Here is a 13251-nt window from a genome sequence, read left to right on the forward strand (position 1 = left end):
TTATTCCCCTGCGATGTCCGGTTGCCGAACCAGAATCGGCGCCACGGCCTGGGTCTGCCCGACGTAGCAGGCTGCCGAATCATCGCGCAGCGGCAGTTCGCGATCCTCCGGCTGCCAGGGCAGAAAACCTTCGCGGCGATCGAACACGAAAATCCGGCCATCGTCCGGGTCGAGCGCATTCAAATGCACCCAGCCGCCGCCAACCAGCTCCTGTAACACCGGTTGCCGGGCATAAATCCGCGCCAAGGTCTCGGTGTTGGCTTCAACCACGATTTGCAGGCGCATCGCCTCGTGAATCTCCACCATCTGCAGCGGCAAACCGGTGCGCAAATCGCTGAACGCGCCCTCCATGACCCCGAACAAACCGGTGACGTTATGCGGAATCTTGGTGCCGCAACCGAGGCGGTCGTTGTTGACGGTCGAGAAGTAATATTCCAGATTGATGCCGGCGCCGACCGGCCCGGCGGTCAGCAAAATATTTTCCAGAATCGTACCGTCGCCGTCCTGAGTGGGATCGTAGGAAATCAAAAACAGGCGGCGGTCGAAAAACACGCCCTGCGTCGCCGCACGCCGGCCGATAAAGGCGGCGGCGTTGGTGGCATGACCGAATTCCGGCCGCACCTGGCTCAAGTCGGCGGCGCGGCGCTGGACGTGGCGGAACGCGGCCCCAGGCGAAACCGGATAACCCGACGAGGCGAAGCGCCGGCAGCGTTCGGCCGCGGCCCGCCGGTCGGCCTCGGCCAGATCGGCTTGCAAGCGGGTGAAATCGGCGACCAGCGCAGCCGGCACCAGATCCGCGTCGTACCAATCAATCGCGTCGCTGCAGGTATCGTGCTGGCCGCCGACGAACCAGGTATCGTCCGGAATCGCAATGCCCTGCCCGGCCAGCAAGGCGCGCACCTGCGGCCGATTGGCCATCGCCGCGAATACTCTGGCATTCGGGCCGCCGCGGCGGCCGCCGCAAGCGCCGCAATCGTGGGCGGCCTCGTGCGGATTGTTTTGGCTGGTGGAACCGTGGCCCAAAATGGCGACGATCCGGGCAAAGCCGTAGCTGAGTCCGGTGGTGCGCAAGAATTGGCCGACCCGTTGCGCCTGTTCCTGGTCGCTGAAACCGGGTTTCGCTGCGACCGGCGCTGCGGCATCGGCGGTAAACTGCAAGCGGGTCGGTGCCGCCGGCACCAGCCGCGCCTGCCAGGCCCGTTCCAGGCGATATTGCAGGTCCGGCCATAAGGTCTTGCCCAACAGCCCGGCCAACTTCAGCGGCGCAAACAGGTATAACAATGGATAAGCCCGCAACAGATGCCGGCGCAAGGTTTGATGCAACCAGTCGCTGATGATTTGCGCCCGGTTCAAGCCGGCACGGTGGTCGGCCAGCAAATCCTCGCGGCTGGGTAGGCAAACTTCCGCTACCCGATGTGCCGGCGTCACCACCACCGGACACAACGGCGTCGGATGATGGTCGTCCAACCCCTGGTAGTCCATCGCCACGCCAAAAAATCCGGCAGCGCCCAGGGTTTCGATGGCCGGGTTCCACTCTTCCAGATGGCGACGAAAACTTTCCTCGCGCTCGTCCATGCAGAAAAATACCTGCGCTTGCGGCCGCCGCTCCCGCCGCCACCAGCGGCCGCGGCCGTGATTGGCGTGCAAGGCTTGTAACAAATCCTGACGATAATGCCGCTCGTAAGCGTCCAGCCAGACCGAAGCCCGTTGTTGCTCGTCAAATTCGGCGACCGGCGTCAACCAGGCCAGCAGTTGGCTTTTTTCCAGAGCCGACACCGCATCGGGCCCCAACCCTAAATTCCGACAAAGCGAAAATAGTCGCCAGCCGTGGTCGTGAGCGGTGAGCCTGCCGTCGGCTGCCGCCAACGGGCTTTGCCGCCAACTCCGAATCCGTTGCGCCAGCGTTTGCCAGGCTTGCCGGGAGCTATCGGCCGCGGATACCAATTGCTGAGCGGCCTGAGCCAGGTACTCCGGCAACTCGCCGGCGAACAGCGCCCGACGGACGCCAAATTCGGCTGGATGTTTTTCGAAATAGGCCTGCAGCCGGTCGAATTGAGCCGGACCATGCCACAGGCTACGGCACAACGGCTGAGCGTAAAGCCGATCCAATACCAGCCGGATGGCCAGATAATCGGTAAGCCGCACCGGAACCGGCCGCCCTTCCCGATAATCCGGGTGCTGCTGCCGCCAGTTGATCAACCCGGACCAGCCCGGCAATTCCAGCGCCAGCCGCTGCAAATAGCCTGCCCAGCGCTCCGCCGGCAAGGCCATGGCCTGCAGTTGCTGGACGATGGCGTCCGTCGCATCTTCCGGCAAGCGTGCCGTAACGCTGCGCCAATCCGCCAGATCGTGAAACAAGGGCAGCGCATCGCAGTCCAGCGCCTGCCGCCAGGCCGCATACAATCCCAATTCCTGGCGTCCCGGCAAACGCCAGGCCGCCAAACCTTCGTCCAGCAACGATGCGCACAAGCGAATCAATTGCGGCCGCACCAGTTCCAAAATGTCCTTGCCCGCCAAAGCCAGCAATACACCGCGCCAAGTCAAAGTGACGCCGACCCGGTCGAACCAGAGCACCGGGTTATCGGCATCGTCCGCTTGCGGCAATTCATTGTCGAATGGCGCGGCAGGTAGATCCAGCAAATCCTCGGGATGCAATTCTGCCGCCGGCAATGCCAACTTCGCCGAAACCGCTTGCCACAGCTCGCGCAGCGGCCGGCCGCCGGCCGTCTCGACATCGAATTCGGCGGATTCGCCGAGCCGCCAGGCCAGTTGCTGCGGGCTAATGGCCTGTAAATCGTGCAGTAACACGGCCCGGTAAAGTTCGCGCCGGGAAATACCGGCGCTACCGGCCAGCGGTTCGGCCAATGCACTGCCGAACCGATGCTGCAATGCCGCATCGAGATCGCGGTCGGTGATGCGTTGTTGCCGGTAAAACTCGCGGAACTTCTCGGCCGGCAGATAGCAATCGATTCCGGTGAGCGCGGTGAACTCGGCCAACGCCTGCTCGAACGGCAAATGTTGAAAGCCGTGCAAGGTGTTGTGGTGGACGAAATCGTGGATCGGCGCCTGGCCCGGCAACACGTGGTCCAAATGTGCGATCGCGTGGCGGACAATGTCGCGTAGGTCCATGTCGCCGGTAACGGACGCTGCCATCAGATCGCTCCCCGGCCGGGCAAACCAAGACATAGCGGCCGCATCACAGCAACCTCTCGCCGATCACGGCCAGCATCCGCCCGACCGACGCCGCCGACAATTCGATCAACGGCGCCGGCAACAAGCCGAACACGACGATGCAGCCGACCAATACCGCCGACGCCGCCAGCTCCGATGGCGTCAAATCGGCGATGTCGCGCATCTGCGGCTTGACCGGTCCGGTGAACAGCAGGCCGATGGTGCGCATGGCATAGGCCGCGCTGATCAATAGGCTCAGACTGAAAAACGCCATCCAGCCCCCCCATTGCTGAAAGCCGCCGATCAGCATGTGCAATTCGGCGACAAAGCCGATCGAGCCCGGCAGGCCCATCGCCGCCAGCAGCGCCAGCGTTGCCAGCCCGGCAAAGCGCGGCATGACCTGCACCAGCGAACTGTAATCCTGGATATTGCGGGTGTGGGTGCGTTCGTACAGCAAACCGACCAGTAAGAACAGGGCGCCGGCGATCAGGCCGTGCGCAGTCATTTGCAGAATCGCGCCGATGAAGCCGGTCTGGTTCAATGTGGCGATGCCGAGCAACACCACGCCCATGTGGCTCAGCGAGGAATAGGCCACCATGGCTTTCATGTCCGGCTGGCGCCAAGCCAGCAGGCCACCGTAAACCATACCGAACATGGCCAGAAACATCAGCAAGGGTTGAATCAGTTGCGCGGCGACCGGCAACATCACCACCGAGCGCAGCAGACCGTAGGCGCCCATCTTTAATAAAATCCCGGACAACAAAATACTGACCGCGCTCGGCGCTTCGACGTGCGCCAGCGGCAACCAGCCGTGCAACGGAAAAATCGGCATTTTCACGCCGAAGCCGATCAGAAAGCCCAACAACACCAGCACCTGTTCGACGGCCGGCATGTTCTGCGCCGCCTGGCCCATCGATGCCATCAACGAGCCCTGGTTCTGCAAATCGTACTGGCTAATCGCCAACAGACTCAGCAGCATGAACACCGAGCCGCCCATTGTGTACAGCACGAAGTTCAAACTGGCGGCGTGACGGCGTTTGCCGCCCCAGCGGTCGATCAGAAAAAACAGCGGGATTAAGGTCACTTCCCAGAAGATATAGAACAAGGCCCAGTCCTGGGCCATGAACACGCCGAGCATACCGAACTCCAGCAGCAGGATGCAGATGTGGTAACCCTTGACGCCGTCGGCCAGATTGAACGACCCGATCAAAGAGATCGAGGTCAACAAGGCCGCCAGGATCAGCATCGGCAGCGACAGGCCGTCGATGCCTAGCGCGTAGGCGCTACCGAGTTTGGGATTCAGCGGGTAGAATTCGGTCAGTTGCAAAGCCGGATCGGCGGCGTCGTAGTGCGCCAATAGCATGCAGGCCAGCATTAGAGCCACGCCGGCAAACAGATTCGCCGTCAGGCGGACTGCTTGGGTTTGATGGGCGGGGATTAGCACCAGCAATAGCGCCCCGGCAGCGGGGGTCCAAAGCAGCGTGCTGAGTATGACCATTGTTTATGGGATTTAGAGTCGAAAACGCAAGGCATTCTACCGGCAATTGGTTGAAAAAAGCCATTTTTAAAAGCGAATTGGTTTAAATGAACCAGAAAAAACCAGCCAGCGGGTAGCATCTGCTCCGTGCTGCCGATACTGCGGCCTAAATCGACTTAAACCGGAAACCTTTTTCTCGCAATTCAAACCCGGCGACACACTATGAACTTCGCTTCCGACAACTGGGCCGGCGCTCACCCTGCCATCGCCCAACATTTACTGGCCGCCGGCGCCGGATTCGCCGCACCTTACGGCGCCAGCGAGCTGGACCGCAGCATCGAACGCCGTTTCTGCGAACTGTTCGAACGTGAGGTCGCAGTCTTTTTCGTCGGCACCGGCACCGCCGCCAATGCGTTGGCCCTGGCCGCAATCAATCGTCCCGGCGGCGTCTCGTTTTGCCACCGTGAAGCGCACATGCTGGAAGACGAATGCGGCGCCCCGGAGTTTTTCACCCACGGCGCCCGGCTGGCGCCGGTCGACGGCGATTTGGGCAAGATAGACCCGGCCAAGCTGGCCGGCGAAATCGGCCGCTTTCCGCCCGGCTTCATCCACGCCGGTCAGCCGATGGCGGTCTCTATCACCCAGGCCACCGAAATCGGCACGTTGTATCGACCGGACGAAATCGCCGCCATCGCGGAGATCGCCCGCAAGCACCGATTGCCCTTACACATGGACGGCGCCCGCTTCGCCAACGCGCTGGCCGCGCTGCAATTGACACCGGCGCAAATGACCTGGCAACTCGGCGTGGATATCGTCTCGTTCGGCGCCACCAAAAACGGCTGCTGGTGTGCCGAGGCTTTGGTGTTCATGGACCCGGACACGGCCAAAGATTTGCCGTTCATCCGCAAACGCGCCGCGCAACTGTTCTCCAAAAGCCGCTTCATTGCCGCCCAATTCCAAGCGTATCTACAAGACGGCCTGTGGCTGGAACTGGCCGGCCACGCCAACGCGATGGCAGCCCGACTGCAGCAAGGCATTGTCGCCGCCCGCCGCGCCCGGCTGGCCTGGCCGGCGGAGGCTAATGAAGTGTTTGCGGTACTGGAGCGGAGCGATGCCGACCGGCTGCACGCCGCCGGCGCGGTGTTCTACCCTTGGAATCCGCCGCACGCCAATCCCGGCCTGCTAAATAGAAACGAGGTGTTGCTGCGTCTGGTTGCCAGCTTTGCCACGACCGCCGACGAAGTCGACCGGTTTGTCGAGTTGTTGCAATGATCCGCCGCGTGCTCCAACGCAATCGGCAAATTGATATTGATTCGATATAAAATAGATCAACCGGATATGCCGGCAACTACCGACTTTTTGCAGCAGGAGAACCACCATGCAGATCCATGTTTACGACACTTACGTCACCGCCGGCGACGGCCGCTTGATGCACTTCGACGTATTCACCGCGGCACGCGACGACCAGCAAGCCATCGCCTATGCCAAACAATGGCTGGCGTCGATCGGCGAAGCGGACGCGGCGGTTAGCAGCAAGGAGTGCCGTTTCTGCCACAGCCAGAAAGCTCCGGCCGACGTGATCGACAGCATAAAACGCGACGGCTTTTATATCTACAAAATGGAAGGCTGCCCGGCTTAGCCGGAAGGTACTTTAGGGGGGTTGAAGCGCAGAGGAATCCGCGCGGCTTGAGCGTTTTGCCAGGGAGATGTCCGATGATTTCCTGGTTCCCACGCTTTGCGCTGATCGTTATCCACAACGGCCATCATGCCCGCAGGACGCGGGCATCCAGGGCCATGGACGGCAGCTTCAAGCCATCCTTTTGGCTTCGCGGCCCGAGGCTCCAGCCCGCGTAGTGCGCAATAGGCGATAGCCGCATTGCGCCGTATGTTGACCTCCGTCATTCGGCGCAATGCCCGTTGGTTATTGCGCCTTACGGCCTTGTAACTCAATGACTTTTTGATCTTTGCTCACGATCATTCCAAAGACTTATAACGTCTGAATTCACCGGCCTGCGCGGCTTTTCGCGCTGGTCCGGTGGAATGACGGGTTGGGCAGCGGTGTGTAAGAGTGGTTAGAACGTCCAACCCATTAACCTTCCAGCTTTGGACTACGAGTTTCGTCACGCATTAATTCATTTCCCAACTGATCAAAGACGACTCCATCCCGCTGCTGCATCCAAACACCTCGGGCGATCAGTGTCTGAATCGCTTTGCTTACTCGGAATGGTTTGACTTTAATCTGTTGTGCAACAGTTATGTGGACGCCGGGCTTCCAGGGTTGCGGGGGTAGCGCGTCGTTTACCGCCTTCAAAAACTCTTCCGGTTCGGTAGATTTCGGGGCTTGCACTTGGTAAGTAGCGATTGAAGGAATATCTCGCCGTCCATCCGTCGGTTGTCCGCTGAGTGCCCACAATGAGGTTACAGCTTCAGTAATTCGAGTTAGCCGGCCCTCGTTGAGTTTATTGGACCCAAGTCCACCTAGTGCGTCGACCATGGCGGTCCAACACTCGGACATATACGTCTCAGTCAATAAAGAAACGTCGAGTGAAGCCAACTGTCGGAGAGAATAGGAGAAAGTCCCTAGTGTTCGCACAGCCGCGAGATAAGCAAGAAGTCCTCGCCAAGCAGATAGGTATTGGCCGCGGCCGCCATGTCTCGCTTGTTGAGAGCGAAGTATGGCGATCTCCGCACCCCGAATGAGGGCTGCAACGACAGGCCACGCATCGATTGGGAAGGTTTCTGAATAGACCGCTTGATATGCTTCAGTTGTGCGGAGGTGCTTTTGTTTTAGCTTCGATGATTTGACCGGGTTCTTGAGCAAAAGAGCAACTGAGCCCGTCGCCATGACGAGAGGAGAAATTATTCTAGCTTCTGGCCGCCCCTCGTTTTTGAAGTAGTTGGTTCGTCGCTCGTAGTACCAATCATGTCGAATGAGAATTTCTTCAATATTGCGCTGAATTCGATCTGTCGCATGAAGCGCAGCAGGTTCCACCAAACTCTGGTTGTTTGTAGCCCGAATCACTTGATCACGCACGCTCTCCTCTTGAGACACAATGACCTTGACAAGAAGCGAGCGTCGATCCTCTTGCTGTGATGGGCTCGTCGCGTAGTGCCTGTAAATGGACTCTGTGGTTTGAAGTCCATTGACGATTTGAATATCTTTTAGCTTGAGTGTCTTTCCAACAAGCGACGCGCTGGTCGCGAGAATCGTGACTCCGTTATTGAGCCACCAAAAGTTCGGTGCAAGCGGATTCGCTAAGGTTTGGGCGATATCGACATTGACCAGATTTCCGCCCAAAAAGGCTCGGACATTTGAATCGAACAGGTAACGTCGTAACTGTCCTTTGTCATCACTCACGAATACCCCGTAGTCTTTGAGCCGTGCAAGTACAACGTAACCCTCTTGATCAGCCGTAAGACACTCTTGAACAGGAAGGTCAAGCGCAAAGCTCTTGACCTCGCGATGTAGTTCAACAAGTTCAGATGCACCCAAAGCTGTAAAGGTGGCAGTAGATGCGCTGAAGTAGGAGCTCAGTAGTGTTGTTAGCTGCTTTGCGCGTGCCGAAACGCTGTCTCCGAGAAGTCTTGTGTCCCCGCGTGAAGCGTAAATAACTTTGAATGAGAGCGTTGGCCGATAAAGAGAAAGCTGTCGGAATGCAGCGATGAACACTTCACGACATTTTCGAATTTCTGCCGAATAGCTGCCCGTCAGATTTGCTGTGTTTCGAGATAAATCAAAGAGCTCTTGAACCGAAGCAAGCATGGCGTCAAGGGGTACCTGTTGGAAGGTGTCGTGATGCTTGCAGGTTACAAGAAAGACTTGAATCTCCGCTGCGGAGCGAGGCCAAGAAAAATCCTTAGGGTCTGTTAGTAGGCGTCCATTGACTAGAACGTAAAAGCCGTCAATGCCTCCATCAAGCGAGCCGTCGGTCCATCCGAAGTCTAATTCTTCGTTTGATAAGTCAAAGTTCTTAAGAATCTGCTCAAGGACAAATCTCTCGAATAGCTCTCCAACATCTGTATCTGGCTTCGCAGCCAGTTGCTGTTGTAATAGCGAGTCGAGGAGCACTGCGTCATTCTTTGCCACGCTACAGCCCTTTCGGTTGTTGAATTGGAGGATTTGCGGTCCAACTGTTAGTTGAATTCGACTGCCCAACGCCCAGCTCAGCCGAGGAGGCGCGACAGCGCCGACGTCGGCTGGAGCGCCGTGTTATGTTGCCGAACGGATAGATTCATATCTAATGGCATTATTGTGATTCATTAATTTTGCTGCATTTATGAGATGAGTCCAAAACTCCTTGCCGGGGCTCGGATTATAATCAATCACCCCATCAAGTTCCTCCATTGCAAGGAGCAGTTCATTGGCTTCAATATAGGACAAGAAATCATTTTCTCTGTATCCATTATCGGATTCGATGACATTCTCAGGGAGCAACTGATATGCAGCCATCAATTCTTGCTCAATGCTTTTCCATTTTTCCTGCAAACCCATTGCTCACCTTGCAACATAACGTAAAGCTAAGGGGCGGGTGTGATAGCGACCGTCCCGCTTGAGCGCACAGAAAGGGGTGAGGTCTAGCCCGCGTAGGGCAATGGGATGGACTCCTCCCTCCTAGCGGCATCGGGTGCCAGAGGGATAGACTAAAGCTATCCGACAAGCGGAAGGAGGAGTCCGAGATGAATGTTAAACGTATAGGAATTGATTTGGCAAAACAGGTGTTTCAAGTGCATGGGGTCGATAGCCACGAACAGACCGTGCTGAAGAAAAAACTTAAACGCGAGCAAATGCTGCCGTTTTTTCGGGACTTGCCGGCGTGTTTGATTGGCCTGGAAGCCTGCAGCAGTGCCCACCACTGGGGACGAGAACTCGAAAAACTGGGTCATACCGTCAAATTGATTGCGCCGCAATTCGTCAAACCCTATGTCAAGGCGAACAAAAACGACGCCAATGATGCGGAAGCGATCTGCGAAGCGGTCTCGCGACCAACGATGCGTTTCGTAGCCATCAAGACGGTGGCTCAGCAAGACCTACAGGCCACGCATCGCATACGCAGTCAATTGGTCAGTCAGCGCACCGAGAAGGCCAATCAAATTCGCGGCTTGCTGGCCGAATACGGCATCGTCGTCGGACAACGCCTGGAAACCTTACGCAAAGCGCTACCGGGCTTATTGGAAGATGGTGACAACCACCTGACCAGCCACTTCCGAAGTTTGCTCAACGGTTTAAAAGACGATTTGATCGGCCTGGATGAGCGCGTCAAAGATCTGGATAAACGCATTCAACGCCAAGCCGATACCGATCCGGGCGCCAAACGTCTGCAGCAAATTCCGGGCATCGGCCCGATTACCGCCACAGCCCTGGTCAGCGGCGTGGGTGACGGCAAGCAATTCAAGCGTGGACGGGACATGGCGGCTTGGCTGGGCTTGACGCCAGGTCAACATAGCAGTGGCGGCAAGGAACGGCTGTTGGGCATCAGCAAGCGCGGCGATGCCTACTTGAGGACCTTGTTGATTCACGGCGCACGGGCCGTGCTCAAAGTCGCCGGGCAAAAAGACGATCCGCGCAGCCGTTGGCTGCAAACCCTCAGCGAGCGGCGTAACAAAAACATCGCCGCCGTCGCCTTGGCCAATAAAAACGCTCGAATTGCTTGGGCGTTATTGAGCAAGAACATCGACTACCAACCGGACCGAGACCGGCCGGCTGGGGAATCGGCTTGGGCCTGACAGTAAACTGTCACGCCCAAGCCGATTGAGATAAAAGAGCAATCCACTCGATTGCGAAGCATCACCCTGATGGCAACCGGACGAACCGGCGCTGGTAAAACCTGACTATTGAGTTGTGCCCAAGAGCACGTTAGGGCGATAAGGAACCAGCGCGCGAATAGCCCATTATGGCCAGAGCCTATGATGCTCAAGTAAGGCCGGATATACGTGTGCAGTCGTACCTTTTACCAACAGAAGTGATTTGCTTGCAAAACGGGAGGAGTCCATATACGCAATAGGCGATAGCCGCATTGCGCCGTATGTTGACCTCCGTCATTCGGCGCAATGCCCGTTGGTTATTGCGCCTTACGGCCTTAGGCACCTCTTAGCTCTACCGTTGATGCCTCCAACTCCAGCTCGGTCGATAGGGCCTGCAAACAGTAAACGTCGACCGTACCTGAAAGAGTGCGCTTGCTACGGATGTCGGAAAACGAGAACTGGTGCTGATGCTTGGATTCGCAGTACTCCATGACGTCATAGATTTTCTTCGCGTCAGCCGGCATGAACTGTCCCTTCGCACGCGCCGGCTCCTGAATGAGGACTTGGTGAACAGGGCTCTTGTATTGCTTGTCGCGTATGACTTCCTTGATAGCCGGGTAGTAGCTCATGGAAAAGATCCCAGGAATATCAACAGATGATAAGGTGACCGGATGGTCTCCCTCATAGTTTGCGTACAGGTTCAGGCGGTAGCTACCTGAACCATCAAGACGAACTACTCCGTACTGGTCACACCAGAGCTTCATGCCAGACTGCAATGCCCAAGATGCGAATGCGACGGCGGGGGCAGCCGAATAACCATAAGTGGCCATCAGAAGCGAGGCGAGCGCACCAACTAGAGACATGGTGTCCGAGGCCTTGCCCCCGACTTTCGATCCGGCCTGGGAGCAAAAGTCGCAGTAGCAATGGAGAAGACTTCGGACGTTCTGGCTGAGCCATTGGCTCGCGCGGTAGCACTTCTCTTCTCCCACTATGCGTGACGGATCAATGGTGCTTGGTTGCAGATAGGGATCGCGCTGACTTAGGCCTATTAGAGCGAGTTGCTCCAGCGGCCTAAGGCCTGTGGCCAGATTGACCCAAAGTTGAAGTTCTGACTGTGACGATGCCATCGCACTCTCCCTTATTTGGTTGGCGCCTAACTATTGATTATCAGGCAAATCTGCCCGACAAGTTGATATTGCCGGCCTTTTCGGGCACCTTTGCCCGGATAACCGCCAAACCGCGCACAACCGGGTTGATAACCTGATATTTGCCATAAATTCGCGCGGATTTGACTCTTCAAATAATCAGCGCCTGAATATATTCGCTAATCATTCGATGTCAAGCATCAAATCCGCCGACCTTGCAGGATGACGTTCACCGCATCGTGCGGCTCAAGCATTATTCGCTGCATACCGAGCGCGCACCTATTGCGAGGGGAGAATCGGGATCAGGTCTAGCAATCAAGCATTTGCATGTCGACCGCCAGGACGCAACTCACTTACCTCTCCCCGCTTGCATTATCGTCAAACACCTTATCGTAAACCTCGCGCAAGCTGAGCCGGCAATCGATGCTTTCCAGCGCTACGCTTGCTTCCAGGCCCAGCGTCTCGCTCAATATCCAGACTTCGCCTTGGCGCAGATAACGTTCGATACCAGGCTGGTCTTGGATCACCAGCAGATATTCGCGCAAGCTGGGGATTTTTCGGTAATGGGCAAACTTGCCGCCGCGGTCGTAAGCTTCGGTGGACGGCGACAGCACTTCGATCAGCAGGGTCGGATTAAGCAAGGTATCGACCTGCGCATCTTCGAACTCGGGTTTACCGCAAACCACGGCGATGTCGGGGTAGTGGTAGCTGCGGGCTGCGGTGGCCTTGACCCGCATGTCGTTGATGTAGGCTTCGCCGGGACGGCTTTTCAGTTGCTGACTGAGTTCTCCACAAATATTTCCGGAAATTAAATTATGTTCCCGGCTGGCGCCGGTCATCGCATAAATTTGCCCGTCGTGGAATTCGCTTTTAATCGATCCACTGCGTTCCAGACTCAAGTATTCTTCGGCGGTATAACGTTGAAGCGCGGCGGACATGAGTCACCTCGGCAAATCAAATGTATTTGAACCAAGCATATTACAGCGACTCGCGGCTCGGCAAGCGCCCGGCAAATGGGTTGGGACGCATGGTTTTGCGACGAAAAGCGGCTATGAGCAAGCCGGCGATCATCAGACCGGTGCATGGCGGCACTGGATGAAAGGCTGTTTCGCAAAACTGCAGCCAGCCGAGACAAACACATCGCGGTCAAATCGCCTTTCCGCCACACGTTCCCGCTATCAGGAAATCCCTCGCCACGCCAACCGCCCTCGCATTGTCACACCCATCACATCTGTGTATCCTCCCCGCCATGCAAATTCATCTGATCGCCGTCGGCAGCAAAATGCCGGACTGGGTACAGCAAGGTTATAATGAGTACGCCAAGCGGCTGCCGCGCGAGTGCGAGTTGCTACTGCGCGAAATCGCGCCGGACAAGCGCAAAAGCGGCGACGTGGCCCGCATTACCCGCGACGAAGGCGAACGCATGATCGCCGCCTTGCCGCCGCGCGCCCACGTCGTGACGCTGGATATTCCCGGCAAGCCCTGGTCGACCCCCGATCTGGCGCAGGCTTTGCAGCGCTGGCTCGGCAACGGCCAGCCGGTCGCGCTGATGGTTGGCGGCCCGGAAGGCCTGGCGCCGCAGGTCAAAGAGTTGGCGCGCGAATCTTGGAGCCTGTCGCCGCTGACCTTCCCGCATCCGCTGGTGCGTATCGTCGTTGCCGAACAAATTTACCGGGCCTGGAGTCTGCTCAACAACCATCCTTACCACCGTTAACG

General features: G+C 57.5%; 10 protein-coding genes. 4 read left to right on the top strand and 6 right to left on the bottom strand.

All coding sequences use genetic code 11. The features are described 5' to 3' along the window. Both PL263_RS12630 and PL263_RS12635 read right to left on the bottom strand, forming a co-directional pair. On the bottom strand, positions 1 to 3153 hold the full coding sequence (locus PL263_RS12630) for a DUF2309 domain-containing protein (RefSeq protein ID WP_278209714.1): 3153 nt from the start codon (positions 3151 to 3153) through the stop codon (positions 1 to 3). Between the two features lie 43 nt (positions 3154 to 3196). Continuing rightward, positions 3197 to 4669, bottom strand: coding sequence for an NADH-quinone oxidoreductase subunit M (locus PL263_RS12635; protein WP_278209715.1), 1473 nt, complete (start codon positions 4667 to 4669; stop codon positions 3197 to 3199). Positions 4670 to 4870: 201 nt separating this feature from the next. On the opposite strand from PL263_RS12635, the gene PL263_RS12640 reads away from it, so the two are divergent. Together PL263_RS12640 and PL263_RS12645 are read left to right on the top strand one after the other, a co-directional pair. After that, positions 4871 to 5920: a low specificity L-threonine aldolase gene (locus tag PL263_RS12640; RefSeq protein ID WP_278209716.1), complete on the top strand. Its 1050-nt coding sequence runs from the start codon at positions 4871 to 4873 to the stop codon at positions 5918 to 5920. A gap of 106 nt (positions 5921 to 6026) precedes the next feature. Continuing rightward, the gene (locus tag PL263_RS12645; RefSeq protein WP_278209718.1) at positions 6027 to 6287 is read left to right on the top strand and encodes a DUF2024 family protein; all 261 of its coding nucleotides are present in this window, start codon (positions 6027 to 6029) and stop codon (positions 6285 to 6287) included. 450 nt (positions 6288 to 6737) lie between these two features. Here PL263_RS12645 and PL263_RS12650 read toward each other — a convergent pair whose 3' ends face one another. Further along, positions 6738 to 8735 (bottom strand): AIPR family protein, encoded by a 1998-nt coding sequence (locus PL263_RS12650; RefSeq protein ID WP_278209720.1) that lies wholly within the window; start codon positions 8733 to 8735, stop codon positions 6738 to 6740. Between the two features lie 123 nt (positions 8736 to 8858). Further along, positions 8859 to 9140 carry a hypothetical protein gene (locus PL263_RS12655; protein WP_278209721.1) on the bottom strand — a complete coding sequence of 94 codons (282 nt, stop codon included), beginning with the start codon at positions 9138 to 9140 and terminating at the stop codon, positions 8859 to 8861. Between the two features lie 185 nt (positions 9141 to 9325). Here PL263_RS12655 and PL263_RS12660 point away from each other — a divergent pair, with 185 nt between their 5' ends. Beyond that, positions 9326 to 10372 carry an IS110 family transposase gene (locus PL263_RS12660; RefSeq protein WP_278209722.1) on the top strand — a complete coding sequence of 349 codons (1047 nt, stop codon included), beginning with the start codon at positions 9326 to 9328 and terminating at the stop codon, positions 10370 to 10372. A gap of 353 nt (positions 10373 to 10725) precedes the next feature. On the opposite strand, the gene PL263_RS12665 is transcribed toward PL263_RS12660, so the two are convergent. Both PL263_RS12665 and PL263_RS12670 read right to left on the bottom strand, forming a co-directional pair. Continuing rightward, the gene (locus PL263_RS12665; RefSeq protein ID WP_278209724.1) at positions 10726 to 11517 is read right to left on the bottom strand and encodes a hypothetical protein; all 792 of its coding nucleotides are present in this window, start codon (positions 11515 to 11517) and stop codon (positions 10726 to 10728) included. Between the two features lie 371 nt (positions 11518 to 11888). After that, on the bottom strand, positions 11889 to 12473 hold the full coding sequence (locus PL263_RS12670; protein ID WP_278209725.1) for a Uma2 family endonuclease: 585 nt from the start codon (positions 12471 to 12473) through the stop codon (positions 11889 to 11891). A 311-nt stretch (positions 12474 to 12784) separates the two neighbouring features. Between PL263_RS12670 and rlmH the strand changes: the two genes are divergently transcribed. After that, a complete protein-coding gene (gene rlmH, locus PL263_RS12675; RefSeq protein WP_278209727.1) occupies positions 12785 to 13249 on the top strand; it encodes a 23S rRNA (pseudouridine(1915)-N(3))-methyltransferase RlmH in 465 nt (154 codons plus the stop codon). Positions 13250 to 13251: the final 2 nt, after the last annotated feature.

This window comes from Methylomonas sp. EFPC3, from assembly GCF_029643245.1.
In the GTDB taxonomy this organism is placed as follows: Bacteria; Pseudomonadota; Gammaproteobacteria; order Methylococcales; family Methylomonadaceae; genus Methylomonas; species Methylomonas koyamae_B.

Excerpts from the sequence above, each read along its gene's own strand:
- PL263_RS12630 (WP_278209714.1), bottom strand. The coding sequence starts at position 3,153 with ATGGCAGCGTCCGTTACCGGCGACATGGACCTACGCGACATTGTCCGC.
- PL263_RS12635 (WP_278209715.1), bottom strand. The coding sequence starts at position 4,669 with ATGGTCATACTCAGCACGCTGCTTTGGACCCCCGCTGCCGGGGCGCTA.
- PL263_RS12640 (WP_278209716.1), top strand. The coding sequence starts at position 4,871 with ATGAACTTCGCTTCCGACAACTGGGCCGGCGCTCACCCTGCCATCGCC.
- PL263_RS12645 (WP_278209718.1), top strand. The coding sequence starts at position 6,027 with ATGCAGATCCATGTTTACGACACTTACGTCACCGCCGGCGACGGCCGC.
- PL263_RS12655 (WP_278209721.1), bottom strand. The coding sequence starts at position 9,140 with ATGGGTTTGCAGGAAAAATGGAAAAGCATTGAGCAAGAATTGATGGCT.
- PL263_RS12660 (WP_278209722.1), top strand. The coding sequence starts at position 9,326 with ATGAATGTTAAACGTATAGGAATTGATTTGGCAAAACAGGTGTTTCAA.
- PL263_RS12665 (WP_278209724.1), bottom strand. The coding sequence starts at position 11,517 with ATGGCATCGTCACAGTCAGAACTTCAACTTTGGGTCAATCTGGCCACA.
- PL263_RS12670 (WP_278209725.1), bottom strand. The coding sequence starts at position 12,473 with ATGTCCGCCGCGCTTCAACGTTATACCGCCGAAGAATACTTGAGTCTG.
- rlmH (WP_278209727.1), top strand. The coding sequence starts at position 12,785 with ATGCAAATTCATCTGATCGCCGTCGGCAGCAAAATGCCGGACTGGGTA.